Genomic DNA, 20,394 nt, shown 5'->3' on the forward strand with positions numbered 1-20,394 from the left:
TATAATTTTGAGGAGGCAATCTCTAATGGCTAAAGAAAAATTTGACCGTTCAAAAACGCATGCTAACATTGGTACAATCGGACACGTTGACCATGGTAAAACTACTTTAACTGCTGCAATCGCTACAGTTCTTTCTAAAAAAATGGGTGGTACAGCTAAATCTTACGCTGACATCGATAACGCACCAGAAGAAAAAGAACGTGGTATCACAATCAATACTTCTCACGTAGAATACGAAACAGAATCTCGTCACTATGCACACGTTGACTGCCCAGGACACGCTGACTATGTTAAAAACATGATCACTGGTGCTGCACAAATGGATGGTGGTATCTTAGTAGTATCTGCTGCTGATGGTCCAATGCCACAAACTCGTGAACACATCCTTTTATCTCGTCAAGTTGGTGTTCCATACTTAGTAGTATTCATGAATAAATGTGATATGGTTGATGACGAAGAATTATTAGAATTAGTAGAAATGGAAATCCGTGACCTACTATCTGAATATGACTTCCCAGGCGATGATATCCCTGTAATTAAAGGTTCTGCTCTTAAAGCTCTTGAAGGCGAAGCAGAATGGGAAGAAAAAATCGTTGAATTAATGGACGCTGTAGATTCTTATATCCCAACTCCAGAACGTCAAACTGACAAACCATTCATGATGCCAGTAGAGGATGTATTCTCTATCACTGGTCGTGGTACAGTAGCAACTGGCCGTGTTGAACGTGGTCAAGTTAAAGTCGGCGATGTAGTTGAAATCGTTGGTATTACTGAAGAAGCAAAATCTACAACTGTAACTGGTGTAGAAATGTTCCGTAAATTATTAGACTACGCTGAAGCTGGTGACAACATCGGTGCTTTACTTCGTGGTGTAGCTCGTGAAGAAATCCAACGTGGTCAAGTATTAGCTAAACCAGGCTCAATCACTCCACACACTAACTTCAAAGCTGAAGTTTATGTTTTATCAAAAGAAGAGGGTGGCCGTCATACTCCATTCTTCTCTAACTACCGTCCTCAGTTCTACTTCCGTACAACTGACGTAACAGGTATCTGTAACTTACCAGAAGGCGTTGAAATGGTAATGCCTGGTGATAACATTGAAATGACAGTAGAACTTATTGCTCCAATCGCTCTTGAAGAAGGTACTAAATTCTCTATCCGTGAGGGTGGCCGTACTGTAGGCGCTGGTGTAGTAGCTACTATCCAAAAATAATTTTAGCTTAAGTTAATTTTTCTAAACCAATCTGTAGGGACGCTTACAGATTGGTTTTTTATGTTAAAATTAATATAGCTAACAAATAAACAATTTACATTTAAATTAAATTGTTTTATGTTCATTTAGTGTGTGGTTAATAACAGACTGCATTATGATAACTTATTTAAGTTAAATTAACTGATATTTTCGGGCTTGCAACGTTAAAAGCAAGATATCCTACTTTTTAAAAGGAGTGCTTTAATATGGAGTTGAAGATATTATTGATAGAGGATGATCCATCAATTTTTGAAATGATTCAGACAAGATTTATGCAGTGGTCTTTACAAGTGGTTGGACCTAAAAATTTTCAAAAGGTGATGGATGATTTTATTGAGGAAAAGCCACATCTAGTCATAATTGATATTCAATTACCAGCCTATGATGGTTTTCATTGGTGTCGTGAAATTCGTCATATTTCTAAGGTGCCAATCCTCTTTCTATCATCACGAGACCATCCGATGGATATGGTCATGTCAATGCAAATGGGTGCGGATGATTTTGTGCAAAAACCTTTCCACATGGAAGTGTTACTAGCTAAGGTTCAGGCTATTTTACGTCGTACGTATGATTATATAGAGGAATCTTTGGATGTTACACGCTTCAATGGTGCGGTAATTGACTATGCTAGAAGTGAGATTATGTATAATGGAAACCTTGCTTCTTTAACCAAAAACGAACTCTTTATTTTACGCATTTTAGTCGAAAAGACGAATCAAATTGTTTCTAGAGATGATTTGATGAGAAAGTTATGGGACGATGAGCGCTTTGTTAATGATAATACTTTGTCTGTGAATGTTAATCGTTTACGTACTAAGCTTGAGGATATAGGTTTACAGGATGTTATTTTAACCAAAAAAGGACTTGGTTATATTGCTGTCATACAAGGGACGTGATGAAGATGCCATTATTATTTATAAGAGAACGCTTAGCATGGATAAGCTACTTTCTATTTATGATTGTTGTTCTCAACATTTTATTTTCATTAGATGTTGGTCTAGTAGGGGTATCTATTTGGTATGTAAATGTGATTTTACTCGTTAGTTTTATAATATTTCTTTTTTGGAGATATGTAGTGGAGGTAAAACAGCTTAATGATTTCCTGGGAAATGTAGATAGCCAACTCGATGATGCACATAGCAGAAGCTTGGCACTTTCGCCATTTCAAGCGGCTTACTTCACGAAAATAGAAGATGTTTTTTATGATAAAAATACTGAGCTAAATCAAGCAAAAGTTCAATTACAAGAGTATTCTGATGAGCTCCTCGCATGGGTTCATGAAGTAAAAGCCCCATTAACAACTATTAATCTAATGCTGGATCATATAGAAGATTTGTCATTACGTCGTAAATTAGAGGCAGAGTGGCTTAGGTTGCATTTATTGGTTGATCAGCAGCTACACCAAACACGATTAGCCTCCATTGAAAAAGATAATTATATGTTGAAAATGGAACTGCGAGCCGCTGTCTATAACGAAATAAAAGCTATGCAGCCATGGTGTATTGAAAAGGGTATCGGTTTTGATGTTGAAGAGCTAACTGAAACGGTGATGACAGATGGTAAATGGCTAGCCTTTATCGTTCGACAGATTTTATCTAATGCGATTAAATATAGCCCTGCAAACTCAGAGATATTTATATTTACAGAAGTAGACCCGAATGGAGCAACACTATTACATATTAAAGATAATGGTATTGGTATTCGTAAGGAGGATTTACCTCGAATTTTTCAGAAATCATATACAGGGACAGCTGGAAGGGAATCAAGTCAATCAACAGGGATGGGTTTATACCTAGCACATAATGTCGCACAGAAGATTGGCATTCGTATTACGGTTCAATCCAGTATAGGGGAAGGCTCCATATTTACCTTGCGTTTTCCATTACAAAATGAATATGTCAAACTAACAGGTAGATGACGAAATTGTCACCTACCTTTTTATATTGTCATGTAAAACGCACGAATAAGCGAAGATGACAGGGTACACTTGTACTATAGAAAGGGGCGTTTATAAGTGGCAGTTTTAATTGGTCGAAAAGTAAAGAAGGTCTATGGTAAAAAATCAACAGCTCAAGAAGTTTTAAAGGGTATAGATTTAGAGGTAAATCAAGGAGAATTTGTTGGAATTATGGGTTCATCGGGTTCTGGAAAAACAACATTATTAAACGTTCTGTGCTCTATAGATTTTGCAACAGAAGGTGTTATTGAAATAAATGGTCAAAACTTACGAGGAATGAAGGAAAAAGCTCTAGCTAATTTCCGTCGTGAACAATTGGGTTTTATATTCCAAGATTATAATTTATTGGATACTTTAACGGTAAAAGAAAATATACTATTACCGTTGGCTATTGGTAAGCTACCAAAGGCTGTTGCAGACAGTCGTGTAAAGGAGCTTACACATTTGTTAGGGATTGCTGAGATTCTAAATAAATATCCAAATGAAATATCAGGTGGGCAAAAGCAACGTACATCGGCAGCTCGTGCGCTAATTACAAATCCATCGCTAGTATTTGCAGACGAGCCTACCGGTGCACTTGACTCCAAATCAGCAACAGCACTTTTAAAAAATCTACAAAGTATTAATGAGGCAAAGAAGGCTACTATTATGATGGTTACGCATGATGCAGTGGCAGCAAGCTTTTGCACGCGTGTTTTGTTCTTAAAGGACGGGCTTATTTATAGTGAGTTGTATAAGGGTGAGAAAACAAGGCAGGCGTTTTTCCAGGAAATCATGCATACGCAAAGTGTGCTAGGTGGTGATGGTTATGAGTCTTAGTAAACTTGTATTACGTAGCATGAAGAAAAATATGAAGCACTATTATTTATATTTCTTTGCCCTTATTTTTAGTGTGACTTTATATTTTTCCTTTGTGACTTTGCAAAACAATGCTGATGTACTAGAAACTGTAAATAAGAGTGGTACAGCAACAGCGGGTTTTGAAGCAGCAACATATATATTGTATTTTATAGTGTTATTTTTCGTACTGTATGCAAATCATCTATTTATGAAGCGTCGTAGTAAAGAGATTGGCTTGTATCAACTAATCGGTATGACAAAGGGCTTGATTGTACGTTTATTAGCAATCGAAAGTATTCTATTATTTGTTGGTGCAGTGGTTTTAGGTATGCTTGCAGGATTCTTTAGTTCTCGATTATTTGCCATGATATTATTACGAGTTCTAGAAGAAGAGGCGCTTGTCACGATGAAATTTAGCATCGAGGCATTACAGAAATCTATTATTGTCTTCGCTATACTCTTAGTAATTGTGCTTGTTCAGATGGCTTGGATGATTCACCGTGTGTCATTGTTATCTTTATTCAGCGCTGCTAAACAAGCAGATGAGCGTGTAAAACGCTTTAGCCCATTACAAATGGCGATAGGTTTTATAGGGCTTGTATTGATTGTTTATGGCTATTATGCATCAACAAAACTCTTCGATATTGAATCGGCCGGTAACTTATTTGTTAATATGATGATTATTTTAGCTACTACTATAGGCGGGACATTCTTAGTATTCCGTTACTCTGTAGCGTTTATAATGAATTTTATCCGTTTAAAGAAAAATGGACATTTAACTGTTCATGATGTATTAGCATTAACACCCATTATGCATCGTATGAAAAGTAACGCAAAATCTTTAACATTGATTACTGTTTTAACGGGTTTTTCTCTTGGAATCACAACACTTTCATATATAGGGTATTATTCATCAGAGTCGTCAGCATTTAGCCGAGTACCTGGAGATTATATCTTACTTGAGGACAATGGACAGGAATTTTTGAAAGAACTTGAGGAAAGCAATATTTCTTATGACAAAGTAGATTACCGTTTGCAGGCGGTAACAGCTTCTATAGCACAATTAATGTCTAAAGATCAGAAGGACAGCCCATTTTATACGATGAAAGGAACAATTTATACTATCCCGCTAAGTGATTATCAGCAAAGTGTCCCTGAGGCAAAATTATCTGGTAATAGTGTAATATTAACAAACTATGGCGGTTACATGGCAGAGATGTTCCCATTAGAAAAGGATCGTGAGGTTGTAGTATCGGCTGGTAAACATGAGGAGACATTTCATGTTATTGATGTTCAAGATAAAAGTATCATAAGTGGCATTGTAACAGCTGGCGGCGGGGGACCCATTTTTGTCGTTACAGATGAAATGTTTAAAAAGCTAGCCGCACAATCAGAGCCTTTTCCTTGGCATAAACAAGCTACAATTAATTTGAAATCAAAAGAAGATATAGCAACAGCAGAGAAATTATATATTCAAACAGGTGCAGGGGTTATTTCAGTGTTGGATAGTAAAGGTAAATCAAATCAGTATATACAACTATCTTTTGAAAGCGAACGCAAGGAGAATATTGAAGACTTAGGGCTAACTATCTTTACGACTGCGTTTTTAGGATTAGCATTTTTAATGACTACAGGCAGCATTTTATACTTTAAGCAAATGTCTGAGGCAGAAGAAGAGCGTGGATCTTACACAATATTAAGAAAGATAGGCTTTGCTGAAAGAGATATTATGAAAGGAATTTATATGAAACAGGCCTTTAATTTTGGTGTTCCATTAACCATTGGGCTACTTCATAGTTATTTTGCTGTAAAATCAGGATGGTTTTTATTTGGTTCAGAGTTAACAGCACCGTTATGGATTGCTATGAGCTGCTATATAGCTTTATATGCTATCTTTGCAATCCTCTCTGTCGGCTATTATAAGAAAGTTATACGCGAATCGCTATAACATATAAATAGGATGAAACTCAAAAACAGTATGGTTTTTTAAACATCATACTGTTTTTTTATTTGCAGTGAAAAATGAGATAGGAATATTCAAGATTTTTAAGATAGCAATTAATATCACACTCATTCTACTGGCTTTGAGCTTGATGCTATTTGGCTTGTAATGACTATATTATAATAGTACCTTTTTTAAATAAGTTAATTGAAATATTCGAAAATGTTAAGATTACAATCTTATGTGTTGCAATAATCCTAGAAATTCTTTATACTAGTAAACGGCTTAAATAAGCGAAGAAATAGTAGTAGTAAGAATATCAGCAACATTTAAAAGAATTTAGCGAAAAGACTTGCTTATTCTTTTTTTATTGTATATAATGTTGAATGTTGGTCTTTGACTGCGATGAAACGAGAGGTTGCCGACACACCCGGCCGCTTTGCCATGGCGGTGTGTAGGAGAATTTTCGTGGAGAATGTCTAGAAAATAGGCGAGAAGGAGGGAAAATAATGGCAAAACAAAAGATTCGTATTCGTTTAAAAGCGTATGATCACCGTATTTTAGATCAATCTGCTGAGAAAATTGTGGAAACTGCAAAACGTTCAGGTGCAAGTGTATCAGGTCCGATTCCACTTCCAACTGAGAAGTCTGTGTACACAATTCTTCGTGCTGTTCACAAGTATAAAGACTCTCGTGAACAATTCGAAATGCGTACGCATAAACGTCTGATCGATATCGTTAACCCAACACCACAAACTGTTGACGCGTTAATGAAACTTGATTTACCATCTGGCGTTGATATCGAAATCAAACTTTAATGGTAAAAATATAACTTTTCAAAACTTACAGGAGGTGTGACAAATGGCTAAAGGAATCTTAGGTAGAAAAATTGGTATGACACAAGTTTTCGCTGAAAACGGCGATTTAATCCCGGTAACAGTTATCGAAGCTACTCCAAACGTAGTTCTTCAAAAGAAGACTGTTGAAACAGATGGCTACGAAGCAATTCAAGTTGGTTTCGAAGACAAGCGCATTAAGCTTTCTAACAAACCAGAACAGGGTCACGTAGCAAAAGCGAACACTGCTCCTAAGCGCTTCATTCGTGAGTTCCGCAACGTGAACGTGGAAGAATACGAAGTTGGTCAAGAAGTCAAAGTAGAAATTTTCGCAGAAGGCGATGTAATTGATGTAACAGGAATTACTAAAGGTAAAGGTTTCCAAGGTGTTATCAAACGCCACGGTCAATCTCGTGGTCCTATGGCCCACGGTTCTCGTTACCACCGTCGTCCTGGTTCAATGGGTCCAGTTGCTCCGAACCGCGTATTCAAACAAAAGAAATTACCTGGTCAAATGGGTGGCACTGTAGTTACAATCCAAAACTTAGAAATCGTGAAAGTTGATGCGGAACGTAACTTACTACTTGTTAAAGGTAATGTTCCTGGTTCTAAAAAAGCTCTAGTTACAGTAAAAACTGCAATTAAAGCTAAGTAATCACTTAAGGAAAGGAGGAAACAGGAATGACAAAAGTATCTGTACTTAGTCAAACAGGTGCTTCAGTTGGTGAAATCGAATTAAACGATGCGATTTTCGGAATCGAGCCAAATGAAGCAGTATTATTCGACGCAGTAGTAGCTCAACGTGCTTCTCTTCGTCAAGGTAATCACAAGGTGAAAAACCGTTCTGAAGTTGCTGGTGGTGGTCGTAAACCATGGCGTCAAAAAGGAACTGGTCGTGCTCGTCAAGGTTCTATCCGTTCTCCACAATGGCGCGGCGGTGGTATCGTATTCGGTCCAACTCCACGTAGCTATTCTTATAAATTACCTAAAAAAGTTCGTCGTTTAGCTCTTAAATCTGCTTTATCAGCTAAAGTTGTAGAACAAAACTTCTTAGTTCTTGATGCTCTTACACTAGCAGCACCAAAAACAAAAGAATTCACAAAAATTCTTAAAGATCTTTCTTTAGAGAAAAAATCTTTATTCGTAACTGCTGACCTAGATGAAAACGTAGCATTATCTGCTCGTAACATCCCAGGTGTAACAGTTTTAACTGCAAATGGAATCAACGTTCTGGATCTATTAGGTCATGATAAAGTTGTATTCACTAAATCTGCAGTAGAAAAAGTTGAGGAGGTGCTTGGATAATGGAAGCACGTGATATTTTAAAACGTCCGGTCATTACTGAGCGTTCTTCAGAACTTATGGCAGAGAAAAAGTATACTTTCGAAGTAGACACTCGCGCAAACAAAACTCAAGTAAAAGACGCTGTAGAAGAAATCTTTGGTGTGAAAGTTGAGAAAGTAAACGTTCTTAACTACAAAGGTAAATTCAAACGCGTTGGCCGTTATGGTGGTTACACAAACAAACGTCGTAAAGCGATCGTTAAATTAACTGCTGATAGCAAAGAAATCGAATTATTCGAAATGTAATCCTTAATGGATTTATGATTTGAACACTCAAGAAGGAGGGAAAACACAATGGCGATTAAAAAGTATAAACCTACCTCTAATGGTCGTCGTAACATGACGTCATTAGACTTTGCGGAAATCACAACTAACAAGCCTGAGAAATCATTGCTTGAACCAACTAAACGCAAAGCTGGTCGTAACAACCAAGGTAAAATCACTGTTCGTCATCATGGTGGTGGTCATAAGAAGCAATACCGTGTTATCGATTTCAAACGTGTTAAAGATGGCATTCCGGCAAAAGTTGCTACTATTGAATATGATCCAAACCGTTCTGCGAATATCGCATTAATCAACTACGCTGATGGAGCAAAAGCTTACATCTTAGCACCAAAAGGTCTAGAGGTTGGTCAAACAATCGTGTCTGGTCCTGATGCTGATATTAAAGTAGGTAATGCATTACCATTAGCAAACATTCCAATGGGTACTACTATCCATAACATCGAATTAAAACCTGGTAAAGGTGGACAATTAGTACGTTCTGCTGGTACTTCTGCGCAAGTACTTGGTCGTGAAGATAAATACGTAATCGTTCGTCTACAATCTGGTGAGGTACGTTTAGTGTTAGCTACTTGCCGCGCTACAATCGGTCAAGTTGGTAACGAACAACATGAACTTGTACACATCGGTAAAGCAGGTCGTAGCCGTTGGTTAGGTAAACGCCCAGAAGTTCGTGGTTCTGTAATGAACCCTAACGATCACCCACACGGTGGTGGTGAAGGACGTTCTCCAATCGGACGTAAATCACCAATGACTCCTTGGGGTAAACCAGCGCTTGGTTACAAAACTCGCAAGAAGAAAAACAAATCGGATAAATTTATTATCCGTGGTCGTAAAAAATAAAGTGGTTAAACTACGGTTCTATGTGAGAGCCGTGGTGGAATCACGGAGGGAGGTTCCTACATGGGTCGCAGCTTGAAAAAAGGACCTTTTGTCGATGACCACTTAATGAAAAAAGTGGAGGCGCAAGAGGCTTCTGAGAAAAAACAAGTTATCAAAACTTGGTCACGCCGTTCTACAATCTTCCCGAACTTCATCGGTTTAACGATTGCTGTTTATGATGGACGTAAACACGTTCCAGTATACGTAACAGAAGATATGGTTGGCCACAAACTTGGTGAGTTCGCACCGACACGTGCTTATAAAGGTCACGGTGCAGACGACAAGAAAACAAGACGCTAATTTTGAGAGGAGGTAAATCCTAATGACACAAGCTAAAGCTATCGCTCGTACAGTTCGCATTGCTCCTCGTAAAGTACGTCTAGTTGTAGACTTAATTCGAGGCAAGCAAGTTGGTGAAGCAGTTGCAATTTTACGTCATACTCCAAAAGCGGCGTCTCCAGTCGTTGAAAAAGTATTAAAATCTGCAGTTGCTAACGCTGAGCACAACTATGATCTTGACATCAACTCTTTAGTAGTATCTGAAGTTTTCGTTGATGAAGGTCCAACATTAAAACGTTTCCGTCCACGTGCACAAGGACGTGCAAGCGCAATTAACAAACGCACAAGCCACATTACTCTAGTGGTATCTGAGAAGAAGGAGGGTTAATCCGTGGGTCAAAAAGTACATCCAATAGGACTGCGCGTTGGTATTATTCGTGACTGGGAGTCAAAATGGTACGCTGAAAAAGACTATGCAACTCTACTTCACGAAGACATCAAAGTGCGTAAATATATTGAAACGGCTCTAAAAGACGCTTCTGTTTCTAAAGTAGAAATCGAACGTGCTGCAAACCGTGTAAACATTACAATTCACACTGCGAAACCAGGTATGGTAATCGGTAAAGGTGGTACTGAAGTTGAAAATCTTCGTAAATACCTTGGCGATTTAACTGGTAAACGTGTACACATTAACATTATCGAAATCAAACGTGCTGATCTTGATGCTCGCTTAGTAGCTGAAAACATCGCTCGTCAATTAGAAAACCGTGTATCATTCCGTCGTGCGCAAAAGCAAGCGATCCAACGCACAATCCGCGCTGGTGCAAAAGGAATTAAAACACAAGTATCTGGTCGTTTAGGTGGCGCTGATATCGCGCGTGCTGAACACTATAGTGAAGGAACTGTTCCGCTTCATACTCTACGTGCTGACATTGATTATGCACACGCAGAAGCTGACACTACTTACGGTAAATTAGGCGTTAAAGTATGGATCTACCGTGGTGAAGTTCTTCCTACGAAGAAATCTGTGGAAGGAGGCAAATAATATGTTATTGCCTAAACGCGTAAAATACCGTCGTGAACACCGCGGAAACATGCGTGGCGAAGCGAAAGGCGGTAAAGAAGTATCTTTTGGCGAATGGGGCTTACAAGCTCAAACAGCTAGCTGGATTACTAACCGTCAAATCGAATCTGCTCGTATCGCGATGACTCGTTACATGAAACGTGGCGGTAAAGTTTGGATTAAAATCTTCCCACATAAACCTTACACTAAAAAACCTCTAGAAGTCCGCATGGGTTCTGGTAAAGGTTCTCCTGAAGGTTGGGTAGCAGTAGTAAAACCAGGAAAAATAATGTTCGAAATTGCTGGTGTATCCGAAGAGGTCGCACGTGAAGCACTTCGTTTAGCATCACATAAGCTTCCTGTTAAATGTAAAATCGTAAAACGTCAAGAAACTGGTGGTGAATCTAATGAAAGCTAATGAAATCCGTGACCTTGCCACTTCTGAAATTGAATTAAAAGTGAAATCACTGAAAGAAGAGCTTTTCAACCTTCGCTTCCAATTGGCGACTGGTCAATTAGAAAACACAGCTCGTATTCGTGAAGTGCGTAAAGCAATCGCGCGTATGAAAACTGTTATTCGTGAAAGAGAAATCAGTGCAAATAACTGATAAAGGAGGTTTTCAAGTATGACTGAGCGTAATCAACGCAAAGTTTACACGGGCCGCGTCGTTTCAGATAAAATGGACAAAACTGTTACTGTTTTAGTTGAAACTTACAAAAAGCACAAGCTTTATGGTAAACGTGTAAAATACTCTAAAAAGTTTAAAGCTCATGATGAGTTAAACACAGCGAAAATCGGTGATATCGTACGTATCATGGAAACTCGCCCGCTATCAGCTACTAAACGTTTCCGTCTAGTTGAAGTTGTAGAAAAAGCGGTTATTATTTAATAACTATTTCGGAACAACCAATTTCCGAAGGGAGGTAACCTAAGTGATCCAACAAGAAAGTCGTATGAAAGTTGCTGACAACTCAGGTGCACGTGAAGTTCTTACAATTAAAGTGCTTGGTGGCTCTGGCCGTAAAACTGCTAACATCGGAGATATCGTTGTTTGTACAGTTAAGAAAGCAACACCAGGTGGCGTTGTCAAGAAGGGTGACGTTGTTAAGGCTGTTATCGTTCGTACTAAATCAGGCGTACGTCGTAAAGATGGTACGTACATCAAATTTGATGAAAATGCTTGTGTAATTATTCGTGATGATAAATCACCACGCGGAACTCGTATTTTCGGACCTGTTGCACGTGAATTACGTGACAGCAACTTCATGAAAATCGTTTCTCTAGCTCCAGAAGTTCTTTAATTTCATGATAGTGCCAATCAAGGAGGTGCGACAGCATGCATGTAAAAAAAGGTGACAAGGTTAAGGTTATCACTGGTAAGGATAAAGGCAAAGAAGGCGTAATTCTTGCTGCTTACCCTAAACAAGATCGCGTTCTTGTTGAAGGTGTGAACATCGTGAAAAAACACGTAAAACCTAACCAATTGAATCCACAAGGTGGAATTGTAAGCCAAGAAGCTGCAATTCACGTTTCGAACGTAATGCTAATCGATCCTAAATCTGGCGAGCCGACTCGTGTAGGTTATAAAATCGAAAACGGTAAAAAAGTTCGTGTTGCAAAAAAATCAGGTGCAGTAATCGACTAATTAGTATAAATAGAAGGGAGGTACACACATGAGCCGCCTAAAAGAAAAATATTTAAGTGAAGTTTCACCTGCTCTTATGAGCAAGTTTGGATATAAATCAGTTATGCAACTGCCAAAGGTTGAGAAAATCGTTATCAACATGGGTGTTGGTGATGCAGTTCAAAACTCAAAAGCATTAGATGCAGCTGTAGAAGAATTAACAATCATCACTGGTCAAAAACCAGTAGTAACGAAAGCGAAAAAATCGATCGCAGGCTTCCGTCTACGTGAAGGTATGCCTATCGGTGCTAAAGTTACATTACGCGGTGAGCGTATGTATGAATTCTTGGACAAATTAATTTCAATCTCACTACCTCGTGTACGTGACTTCCGTGGTGTTTCTAAAAAAGCATTCGATGGTCGCGGTAACTACACTCTAGGTGTTAAAGAGCAATTAATTTTCCCAGAAATCGATTACGATAAAGTTTCAAAAGTACGCGGTATGGACATCGTGATCGTAACGACAGCGAATTCTGATGAAGAAGCTCGCGAGTTATTGACACAATTCGGTATGCCGTTCCAAAAGTAATCAAACAAGGAGGGCGAAAACGTGGCTAAAAAATCTATGATCGTTAAACAACAACGTAAGCAAAAGTTTAAAGTACAAGAATATACACGTTGTGAACGCTGTGGTCGTCCACACTCTGTATATCGTAAATTCAAACTTTGCCGTATTTGTTTCCGAGAACTTGCATATAAGGGACAAATTCCTGGCGTGAAAAAAGCCAGCTGGTAATCCCCTAATTTGGGAAGGAGGTAAATGTAATGACAATGACTGATCCGATTGCAGATATGCTTACTCGCATTCGTAATGCGAACATGGTTCGTCACGAGAAGTTAGAAGTACCAGCTTCCAACGTGAAAAAAGAAATCGCTGAAATTTTAAAGCGCGAAGGTTTCGTACGTGACGTAGAATACGTAGAAGACAACAAGCAAGGTATTATCCGTATCTTCTTAAAATACGGTAAAGATAACGAGCGCGTTATCACTGGCTTAAAACGTATTTCTAAACCTGGTCTACGAGTATATGCTAAAACAAATGAAGTACCTAAAGTATTGAACGGACTTGGTATCGCTTTAGTGTCAACTTCACAAGGTTTATTAACAGATAAAGAAGCTCGCGCTAAACAAGTTGGCGGCGAAGTTCTAGCATACGTTTGGTAATTAGCAATAAATGAATGGAGGTGCAACTAAATGTCTCGTGTAGGTAAAAAAATTATCGAGGTACCAGCTAACGTAACTGTTACTGTTGGAGCTGACAACAATGTTACTGTTAAAGGTCCTAAAGGCGAACTTGTTCGTTCTTTCCACCAAGATATGAAAATTGAGCAAGAAGGTAACGTAATCACAGTATCTCGCCCTTCTGAATCAAAAGAACACCGCACAAACCACGGTACTACTCGTGCGCTTCTAGCGAACATGGTTACTGGTGTTTCTGCTGGTTTCGAAAAATCTTTAGAGCTTATCGGTGTTGGTTACCGTGCGCAATTACAAGGTAAAAAACTTGTTCTTAACGTAGGTTACTCACACCCAGTTGAGTTCACACCTGAAGATGGTTTAGAAATTGAAGTTCCTTCTAACACAAAAATCATCATTAAAGGTATTAGCAAAGAACGCGTTGGTGCTCTTGCATCTAACATCCGTGACGTGCGTCCACCAGAGCCTTACAAAGGTAAAGGTATCCGCTATGAAGGCGAATATGTTCGTCGTAAAGAAGGTAAAACAGGTAAATAATGCTGCCTAAGCATTAGAAAGGAGTGACCCTTGTGATTACGAAACAAGATAAAAATCAGGTTCGTAAAAAACGTCATGCACGTGTACGTTCTAAAATTTCGGGTACAGCTGAGCGTCCACGCTTAAACGTATTCCGTTCTAACAAGAACATCTACGCGCAACTTATCGATGACGTAGCAGGCGTAACAATTGTTAGCGCATCTTCTCAAGAAAATGGTTTTGAAGGTGCTGGTAGCAATGTTGATGCGGCAACTAAAGTCGGTGAAACAATCGCAAAACGCGCTACGGAAAAAAATATTACTGCTGTAGTATTTGACCGTGGTGGTTACTTATATCATGGACGCGTTAAAGCTTTAGCTGAAGCTGCACGTGAGAACGGTTTAGAATTTTAATAAGAAGGAGGGACACATTTCATGAGTCGTATTGACGCAAACAAACTTGGAGAACTTGAAGAACGCGTAGTTACTATTAACCGTGTTGCTAAAGTTGTTAAAGGTGGACGTCGCTTCCGCTTCACAGCATTAGTTGTAGTTGGCGATAGAAACGGTCATGTTGGTTTCGGTACTGGTAAAGCACAAGAGGTGCCAGATGCTATCCGCAAAGCTGTTGAAGATGCGAAGAAAAACTTAATCGAAGTGCCACGCGTAGGTGGAACAACTCCACACTTAGTGCAAGGTCGCTTTGGTGCAGGAGAAATCCTAATTAAACCTGCTGCTCCTGGTACAGGAGTTATCGCTGGTGGCCCAGTACGTGCTGTACTTGAGCTTGCTGGTATTACTGATATTCTTTCAAAATCACTTGGATCTAACACACCAATTAACATGGTACGTGCAACTGTTCAAGGTTTAGCTGAATTAAAACGCGTAGAGGACGTAGCTAAATTACGTGGTAAATCAGTGGAAGAAATATTAGGATAAGGGGGGAAAGATAATGGCTAACAAATTAGAAATCACCCTTACAAAATCTGTGATTGGTACTAAACCAGCGCAACGTAAGACAATCGAAGCTCTAGGTTTACGTAAATTACATCAAACTGTTGAGAAGGCTGATAATGCAGCAACTCGCGGTATGTTAGATAAAGTAGCTCACTTAGTTACTGTTAAAGAAATCTAATTTCCAATTATTGAACAAGGAGGTGCCACCCACTATGAAACTGCATGAGTTAAAACCAGCAGAAGGTTCTCGTAAGCAACGCAACCGCGTTGGTCGTGGTATCGGTTCTGGTAACGGTAAAACAGCAGGTAAAGGTCATAAAGGTCAAAACGCTCGTTCTGGTGGCGGTGTACGCCCAGGCTTCGAGGGCGGTCAGAACCCATTATTCCGTCGTTTACCAAAACGTGGCTTTACGAACATCAACCGTAAAGAATACGCTATCGTTAACCTTGACACTTTAAACCGTTTCGAAGACGGTGCAGAGGTAACTGCTGCATTATTACTTGAAACTGGTCTTGTGAGCAATGAAAAAGCTGGTATTAAAGTTCTTGGCAACGGAACTCTAAACAAAAAGCTTACTGTAAAAGCTCATAAATTCTCAGCTTCAGCGAAAGAAGCAATCGAGAATGCCGGCGGAACTACTGAGGTGATTTAATGTTTCAGACAATCTCTAACTTTATGCGTGTTCGAGATATACGAAATAAAATCATTTTCACTCTTTTAATGTTAATTGTTTTCCGTATTGGTACATTCGTACCAGTGCCGAACGTTGACGCTAATGTATTACAGGCAACTGATGAGTTTAACCTCGTTGGTTTCCTCAATACTTTTGGCGGTGGTGCTCTAAAGAACTTCTCTATCTTTGCGATGGGGATTATGCCTTACATCACTGCTTCAATCATTGTTCAGTTATTGCAAATGGACGTAGTACCGAAATTTGCTGAATGGGCAAAGCAAGGTGAAGTCGGAAGACGTAAACTTGCTCAATTTACTCGTTATTTTACAATCATTCTTGCTTTTATTCAGTCATTCGCGATGTCATTTGGTTTTAATAAAATGTATGGCGGGTCATTGATTAAGGAAGAAGGAATTTTAACATATGTTACAATTTCTATTGTATTAACAGCGGGTACAGCATTCCTTGTATGGCTTGCTGAACAAATTACTGCGCATGGCGTTGGTAATGGTATTTCTATTGTAATTTTCGCAGGTATCGTTGCGGCATTACCTACAGGTATCAACCAAATCTATGCACAGCAAATCGAGGGTGCTGGTGATAAGCTATTTATCAACCTAATTATCCTTGGCTTACTTATTTTAATTTTGCTTGCAGTTGTAGTTGGAGTTATCTACGTACAACAAGCATTACGTAAAATTCCAATTCAATATGCAAAACGAGTTACTGGACGTAACCAACAAACTGGTGGTCAACAAACGCATTTACCGTTAAAAGTAAATGCTGCAGGGGTTATTCCTGTAATCTTTGCATCTGCGTTTCTGATGACACCTCGTACGTTAGTTCCGTTCTTCGGTGAAAATGGTGTGACAACATTCATTGAAAACACGTTCAATTATGAAAAACCTGTTGGAATGATTGTTTATATTGCATTAATCATCGCATTCACATATTTCTATGCATTCGTACAAGTGAATCCAGAAAATGTGGCAGATAACTTGAAAAAGCAGGGTGCTTACATTCCAGGTATTCGTCCTGGAGAAAGTACGCAAACGTATTTAACAAGCGTGTTATATCGTCTGACATTTGTCGGCGCGATTTTCTTAACTGTTCTTTCTGTAATGCCGATTTTATTCATAAACTTTATGAATCTACCTGCCTCTGTGCAGATCGGTGGTACAAGTATTATTATCGTAGTCGGCGTAGCGCTCGAAACGATGAAACAGCTAGAGTCTCAACTTGTTAAACGTCACTACAAAGGCTTTATGAAATAATGTTGGTTTTTGGGGAACGTTCCATCGTTTCCTGAAATCAGCAAACCTTTTGTGGGAGGAATATTTCCTTATGAATATCGTTTTAATGGGTCTGCCAGGTGCTGGTAAAGGTACACAGGCAGATAAGATTGTTGAGAAGTACACGGTTCCTCATATTTCTACAGGCGATATGTTCCGTGCAGCTATTAAAGACGGCACAGAATTAGGCTTACAGGCTAAATCGTTTATGGATCAAGGAGCTTTAGTTCCAGATGAAGTAACGATTGGTATTGTTCGTGAGCGACTTGCTAAGCCTGATTGTGAAAAGGGCTTCTTATTAGATGGGTTCCCTCGTACTGTTCCACAAGCTGAAGCTTTAGATAGTATCCTTGCTGATCTAGGCAAAGCAATTGAACATACGCTTAACATTCAAGTTGATAGAGATGAGTTAATCGCTCGTCTATCAGGTCGTCGTATTTGTAAAACTTGTGGCACGTCCTATCATTTAATTTTCAATCCTCCAGCTGAGGAAGGAAAATGTGATAAGGATGGTGGCGAGCTTTATACACGTGCGGATGATAATCCTGAAACGGTTGCAAACCGTCTGGATGTAAATATGAAACAAGCACAGCCTTTACTTGATTTCTATGAAGCAAAAGGTGTGTTAACAAATATAGATGGACAGCAAGATATTAACAAAGTGTTTGCTGATCTTGATGCTCTATTACAGGGCAGCCGCAGCTGATACCCGGCTCCGGGCGCAGAGTACTGCTTCCGCGGGAGGCATGCGGAAGCAACAACGAAACATAATTTTTTGAGAGTTGCAAAAGCATATTGTGCCCGGTATATATTTCTTTTAAAAAGTGCAACATTATTTTTAAAGGAGTATAATGGGTTTCGTGGAAGCATCTGTGTAACGGGTATGAATATCTCATCCAAGACATTCCGGTATTCGTGTAAACATGGGAGATTCAGTGCCCTTTGCTGGTCCTGTAGATTCCGTGGATTGTGTGAAGCGAAACCAGACGAGCGTCTTTCAAACATCTCTCATACAATCCAAACATATGTTGAAACGAGGTTGCTTCTATAGTTGCAGCAGATATCCGTTTGATGTAACGATGAGAACTTTAATTTGCATATAGAGAGGAGACAGAGTAGATGGCGAAAGATGATGTAATTGAAGTCGAAGGAACAGTTGTTGAGACTTTGCCAAACGCGATGTTTAAGGTAGAATTAGAAAATGGACATGTGATTCTAGCACACGTATCTGGTAAGATTCGTATGCACTTTATCCGCATTCTACCTGGAGATAAGGTTACTATCGAGTTATCTCCTTATGATTTAACTCGCGGTCGTATCACATACCGTTTTAAATAATCTTTTGCGCTCCGGACTACTAAGGAGGTTAGGTTAGATGAAAGTGAGACCATCTGTGAAACCGATCTGCGAAAAATGTAAAGTAATTCGCCGACGCGGTAAAGTAATGGTAATCTGTGAAAATCCTAAACACAAACAAAAACAAGGATAATTCTGAAGGAGGTGCACAACGTACATGGCACGTATTGCTGGTGTTGACATTCCTCGCGACAAACGCGTGGTAATTTCATTAACGTACATTTTCGGTATTGGTAAAACTACAGCTCAGAAAGTATTAGCTGACGCAGGTATTTCAGAAGATACACGCGTACGCGACTTAACTGAAGATGAGTTAAACAAAATCCGTGAACAATTAGATTCATACAAACTTGAAGGTGACTTACGTCGCGAAACTTCATTAAATATTAAACGTCTGATGGAAATCGGTTCATTCCGTGGTATCCGTCACCGTCGTGGTTTACCTGTTCGTGGTCAAAATACGAAGAACAATGCGCGTACGCGTAAAGGTCCTCGTAAAACAGTTGCGAACAAGAAAAAATAATTGGTAAAGGAGGTTCCTTCTTAACATGGCTCGTAAACAACAAACTCGTAAACGTCGTGTGAAAAAGAATATCGAATCTGGTATTGCACACATTCGTTCTACATTTAACAATACAATTGTAACGATTACAGATATGCAAGGTAACGCTGTATCTTGGTCAAGTGCTGGTGCTCTTGGTTTCCGTGGTTCACGTAAATCTACACCATTCGCTGCTCAAATGGCTGCAGAGACTGCTGCTAAAACATCCCTTGAACATGGTCTGAAAACGTTGGAAGTAACTGTTAAAGGTCCTGGTGCAGGTCGTGAAGCTGCAATCCGTGCACTTCAAGCTGCTGGGTTAGAAGTAACTGCTATTAAAGACGTTACTCCAGTTCCTCACAATGGTTGCCGTCCGCCAAAACGTCGTCGCGTGTAATGGGTGCGTCTCATATTGTATGAGAACATCATTTTTTGTACAGACTGTCTTGTGCAGATAATAAACGATACGTCATTGACGATCGAATCTATGATGGAAAGAACCTATACATTCGATGTTTTGAAGGAGGGTAAATGAAATGATCGAAATTGAAAAACCAAAGATTGAAACGGTGGAGATCAGCGAAGATTCCAAATATGGAAAGTTTGTTGTAGAACCGCTTGAACGCGGATATGGAAACACTTTGGGTAATTCTTTACGTCGTATCCTTCTGTCTTCATTACCAGGAGCTGCTGTCACTTCAATTCAAATTGACGGTGTTCTTCACGAATTCTCAACTGTAGAAGGCGTGGTAGAGGATGTAGCTTCAATTATTTTGAACGTGAAAAAACTTGCTCTTAAAATCTACTCTGACGAAGAAAAAGTTATTGAGATTGATGTAAAAGGCGATGGTACAGTTACGGCTGCTGACATTACACATGACAGTGACGTAGAAATTTTAAACCCAGATCTATATATTGCAACAATCGCTAAAAACGGTCATTTACGTATGCGTATGTATGCACAACGCGGCCGTGGTTACACTCCTGCTGATCAAAACAAACGTGAGGATCTTCCTATCGGCGTGATCCCGATCGACTCTATTTACACTCCAGTATCACGCGTCAATTTCCAAGTGGAAAATACTCGTGTAGGTCAGTCTTCTGACTACGATAAACTTTCTCTTGATGTGTGGACAGATGGAAGCATCGGTCCGAAAGAGGCGATTTCGCTCGGAGCAAAAATTTTAACCGAGCATCTTAACATCTTCGTTGGCATGACTGATGAGGCACAAACTGCTGAAATCATGGTCGAAAAAGAAGAGGATCAAAAAGAAAAAGTTTTAGAGATGACTATCGAAGAACTTGATCTTTCTGTTCGTTCTTATAACTGCTTGAAACGAGCTGGTATTAACACAGTACTAGAGCTTGCGAACAAGTCAGAAGACGATATGATGAAAGTTCGTAACCTTGGACGTAAGTCACTAGAAGAAGTAAAAGCGAAGTTAGAAGAGCTTGGTTTAGGATTACGCAAAGAAGACTAAGCGATTTAAACAAAACTTAC

General features: G+C 39.3%; 33 protein-coding genes and 1 pseudogene. All 34 read left to right on the plus strand.

All coding sequences use genetic code 11. The features are described 5' to 3' along the window. Positions 1-25: 25 nt before the first annotated feature. The 34 genes and pseudogenes from tuf to AC1RNS_RS17265 all read left to right on the plus strand — a co-directional run bounded on the left by tuf (position 26) and on the right by AC1RNS_RS17265 (position 20,374). Positions 26-1,213 carry an elongation factor Tu gene (gene tuf, locus AC1RNS_RS17100; RefSeq protein ID WP_492994383.1) on the plus strand — a complete coding sequence of 396 codons (1,188 nt, stop codon included), beginning with the start codon at positions 26-28 and terminating at the stop codon, positions 1,211-1,213. 245 nt (positions 1,214-1,458) lie between these two features. Further along, on the plus strand, positions 1,459-2,148 hold the full coding sequence (locus AC1RNS_RS17105) for a response regulator (protein ID WP_492994384.1): 690 nt from the start codon (positions 1,459-1,461) through the stop codon (positions 2,146-2,148). A 5-nt stretch (positions 2,149-2,153) separates the two neighbouring features. Then, positions 2,154-3,170 carry a sensor histidine kinase gene (locus AC1RNS_RS17110; RefSeq protein ID WP_492994386.1) on the plus strand — a complete coding sequence of 339 codons (1,017 nt, stop codon included), beginning with the start codon at positions 2,154-2,156 and terminating at the stop codon, positions 3,168-3,170. 96 nt (positions 3,171-3,266) lie between these two features. Continuing rightward, positions 3,267-4,028: an ABC transporter ATP-binding protein gene (locus AC1RNS_RS17115; RefSeq protein ID WP_492994388.1), complete on the plus strand. Its 762-nt coding sequence runs from the start codon at positions 3,267-3,269 to the stop codon at positions 4,026-4,028. Next, positions 4,018-5,997 (plus strand): FtsX-like permease family protein, encoded by a 1,980-nt coding sequence (locus AC1RNS_RS17120; RefSeq protein ID WP_492994389.1) that lies wholly within the window; start codon positions 4,018-4,020, stop codon positions 5,995-5,997. The genes AC1RNS_RS17115 and AC1RNS_RS17120 overlap by 11 nt, the downstream gene beginning before the upstream one ends. Positions 5,998-6,500: 503 nt before the next feature. Further along, on the plus strand, positions 6,501-6,809 hold the full coding sequence (rpsJ, locus tag AC1RNS_RS17125) for a 30S ribosomal protein S10 (RefSeq protein WP_004233624.1): 309 nt from the start codon (positions 6,501-6,503) through the stop codon (positions 6,807-6,809). A 43-nt stretch (positions 6,810-6,852) separates the two neighbouring features. After that, positions 6,853-7,482, plus strand: a complete 630-nt coding sequence (rplC, locus tag AC1RNS_RS17130; RefSeq protein ID WP_492994392.1) for a 50S ribosomal protein L3 — start codon at positions 6,853-6,855, stop codon at positions 7,480-7,482. A 26-nt stretch (positions 7,483-7,508) separates the two neighbouring features. Then, positions 7,509-8,132 (plus strand): 50S ribosomal protein L4, encoded by a 624-nt coding sequence (gene rplD, locus AC1RNS_RS17135; RefSeq protein ID WP_004233626.1) that lies wholly within the window; start codon positions 7,509-7,511, stop codon positions 8,130-8,132. Next, complete coding sequence (rplW, locus tag AC1RNS_RS17140; RefSeq protein WP_004233628.1) at positions 8,132-8,416, plus strand: 50S ribosomal protein L23; 285 nt, start codon at positions 8,132-8,134, stop codon at positions 8,414-8,416. Before rplD ends, rplW begins: the two co-directional genes overlap by 1 nt. A 48-nt stretch (positions 8,417-8,464) precedes the next feature. Continuing rightward, positions 8,465-9,295 carry a 50S ribosomal protein L2 gene (rplB, locus tag AC1RNS_RS17145; protein ID WP_054771424.1) on the plus strand — a complete coding sequence of 277 codons (831 nt, stop codon included), beginning with the start codon at positions 8,465-8,467 and terminating at the stop codon, positions 9,293-9,295. Positions 9,296-9,355: 60 nt separating this feature from the next. Then, the gene (gene rpsS / locus AC1RNS_RS17150; protein ID WP_036151954.1) at positions 9,356-9,634 is read left to right on the plus strand and encodes a 30S ribosomal protein S19; all 279 of its coding nucleotides are present in this window, start codon (positions 9,356-9,358) and stop codon (positions 9,632-9,634) included. Positions 9,635-9,656: 22 nt separating this feature from the next. Continuing rightward, positions 9,657-10,001: a 50S ribosomal protein L22 gene (rplV, locus tag AC1RNS_RS17155; RefSeq protein ID WP_004233639.1), complete on the plus strand. Its 345-nt coding sequence runs from the start codon at positions 9,657-9,659 to the stop codon at positions 9,999-10,001. A 3-nt stretch (positions 10,002-10,004) separates the two neighbouring features. After that, on the plus strand, positions 10,005-10,658 hold the full coding sequence (rpsC, locus tag AC1RNS_RS17160; RefSeq protein ID WP_010860600.1) for a 30S ribosomal protein S3: 654 nt from the start codon (positions 10,005-10,007) through the stop codon (positions 10,656-10,658). 1 nt (position 10,659) lies between these two features. Then, on the plus strand, positions 10,660-11,094 hold the full coding sequence (gene rplP / locus AC1RNS_RS17165) for a 50S ribosomal protein L16 (RefSeq protein ID WP_012296060.1): 435 nt from the start codon (positions 10,660-10,662) through the stop codon (positions 11,092-11,094). Then, positions 11,084-11,284, plus strand: coding sequence for a 50S ribosomal protein L29 (gene rpmC, locus AC1RNS_RS17170; RefSeq protein WP_004233646.1), 201 nt, complete (start codon positions 11,084-11,086; stop codon positions 11,282-11,284). The genes rplP and rpmC overlap by 11 nt, the downstream gene beginning before the upstream one ends. Before the next feature lie 18 nt (positions 11,285-11,302). Next, complete coding sequence (rpsQ, locus tag AC1RNS_RS17175; RefSeq protein ID WP_004233648.1) at positions 11,303-11,566, plus strand: 30S ribosomal protein S17; 264 nt, start codon at positions 11,303-11,305, stop codon at positions 11,564-11,566. A 43-nt stretch (positions 11,567-11,609) separates the two neighbouring features. Next, positions 11,610-11,978: a 50S ribosomal protein L14 gene (gene rplN / locus AC1RNS_RS17180; RefSeq protein WP_004233650.1), complete on the plus strand. Its 369-nt coding sequence runs from the start codon at positions 11,610-11,612 to the stop codon at positions 11,976-11,978. Between the two features lie 35 nt (positions 11,979-12,013). Continuing rightward, positions 12,014-12,322, plus strand: coding sequence for a 50S ribosomal protein L24 (rplX, locus tag AC1RNS_RS17185; RefSeq protein WP_053482809.1), 309 nt, complete (start codon positions 12,014-12,016; stop codon positions 12,320-12,322). A gap of 28 nt (positions 12,323-12,350) precedes the next feature. Continuing rightward, the gene (rplE, locus tag AC1RNS_RS17190) at positions 12,351-12,890 is read left to right on the plus strand and encodes a 50S ribosomal protein L5 (RefSeq protein ID WP_427549193.1); all 540 of its coding nucleotides are present in this window, start codon (positions 12,351-12,353) and stop codon (positions 12,888-12,890) included. A gap of 21 nt (positions 12,891-12,911) precedes the next feature. Next, positions 12,912-13,097: a type Z 30S ribosomal protein S14 gene (locus AC1RNS_RS17195; RefSeq protein ID WP_004233656.1), complete on the plus strand. Its 186-nt coding sequence runs from the start codon at positions 12,912-12,914 to the stop codon at positions 13,095-13,097. 29 nt (positions 13,098-13,126) lie between these two features. Then, positions 13,127-13,525: a 30S ribosomal protein S8 gene (gene rpsH, locus AC1RNS_RS17200; protein WP_008181717.1), complete on the plus strand. Its 399-nt coding sequence runs from the start codon at positions 13,127-13,129 to the stop codon at positions 13,523-13,525. A gap of 30 nt (positions 13,526-13,555) precedes the next feature. After that, positions 13,556-14,095, plus strand: coding sequence for a 50S ribosomal protein L6 (gene rplF, locus AC1RNS_RS17205; RefSeq protein WP_492994397.1), 540 nt, complete (start codon positions 13,556-13,558; stop codon positions 14,093-14,095). A 32-nt stretch (positions 14,096-14,127) separates the two neighbouring features. Continuing rightward, positions 14,128-14,487: a 50S ribosomal protein L18 gene (gene rplR, locus AC1RNS_RS17210; RefSeq protein ID WP_132362699.1), complete on the plus strand. Its 360-nt coding sequence runs from the start codon at positions 14,128-14,130 to the stop codon at positions 14,485-14,487. Between the two features lie 21 nt (positions 14,488-14,508). Beyond that, positions 14,509-15,012 carry a 30S ribosomal protein S5 gene (rpsE, locus tag AC1RNS_RS17215; protein WP_427549199.1) on the plus strand — a complete coding sequence of 168 codons (504 nt, stop codon included), beginning with the start codon at positions 14,509-14,511 and terminating at the stop codon, positions 15,010-15,012. Positions 15,013-15,025: 13 nt separating this feature from the next. Continuing rightward, positions 15,026-15,208, plus strand: coding sequence for a 50S ribosomal protein L30 (gene rpmD / locus AC1RNS_RS17220; protein WP_054771429.1), 183 nt, complete (start codon positions 15,026-15,028; stop codon positions 15,206-15,208). A 34-nt stretch (positions 15,209-15,242) separates the two neighbouring features. Beyond that, entirely contained in the window at positions 15,243-15,683 is a 441-nt protein-coding gene (gene rplO, locus AC1RNS_RS17225) for a 50S ribosomal protein L15 (RefSeq protein WP_249075423.1), read from the plus strand. After that, a complete protein-coding gene (gene secY, locus AC1RNS_RS17230; protein WP_492994400.1) occupies positions 15,683-16,978 on the plus strand; it encodes a preprotein translocase subunit SecY in 1,296 nt (431 codons plus the stop codon). Before rplO ends, secY begins: the two co-directional genes overlap by 1 nt. 70 nt (positions 16,979-17,048) lie before the next feature. Further along, complete coding sequence (locus AC1RNS_RS17235; protein WP_492994402.1) at positions 17,049-17,702, plus strand: adenylate kinase; 654 nt, start codon at positions 17,049-17,051, stop codon at positions 17,700-17,702. 258 nt (positions 17,703-17,960) lie between these two features. Then, a pseudogene (locus AC1RNS_RS17240) lies at positions 17,961-18,029 on the plus strand (hypothetical protein); the annotation flags it as partial. A gap of 86 nt (positions 18,030-18,115) precedes the next feature. After that, on the plus strand, positions 18,116-18,334 hold the full coding sequence (infA, locus tag AC1RNS_RS17245; RefSeq protein WP_004233690.1) for a translation initiation factor IF-1: 219 nt from the start codon (positions 18,116-18,118) through the stop codon (positions 18,332-18,334). Between the two features lie 37 nt (positions 18,335-18,371). Continuing rightward, on the plus strand, positions 18,372-18,485 hold the full coding sequence (gene rpmJ, locus AC1RNS_RS17250) for a 50S ribosomal protein L36 (RefSeq protein ID WP_000868344.1): 114 nt from the start codon (positions 18,372-18,374) through the stop codon (positions 18,483-18,485). A 24-nt stretch (positions 18,486-18,509) separates the two neighbouring features. Beyond that, a complete protein-coding gene (gene rpsM, locus AC1RNS_RS17255) occupies positions 18,510-18,875 on the plus strand; it encodes a 30S ribosomal protein S13 (protein WP_004233729.1) in 366 nt (121 codons plus the stop codon). A gap of 25 nt (positions 18,876-18,900) precedes the next feature. Then, the gene (gene rpsK / locus AC1RNS_RS17260) at positions 18,901-19,290 is read left to right on the plus strand and encodes a 30S ribosomal protein S11 (RefSeq protein ID WP_004233731.1); all 390 of its coding nucleotides are present in this window, start codon (positions 18,901-18,903) and stop codon (positions 19,288-19,290) included. Between the two features lie 139 nt (positions 19,291-19,429). Beyond that, on the plus strand, positions 19,430-20,374 hold the full coding sequence (locus AC1RNS_RS17265) for a DNA-directed RNA polymerase subunit alpha (protein ID WP_004233733.1): 945 nt from the start codon (positions 19,430-19,432) through the stop codon (positions 20,372-20,374). The last annotated feature ends 20 nt before the right edge of the window (positions 20,375-20,394 follow it).

It is taken from the genome of Lysinibacillus sp. GW821-FHT14F06 (assembly GCF_058803665.1).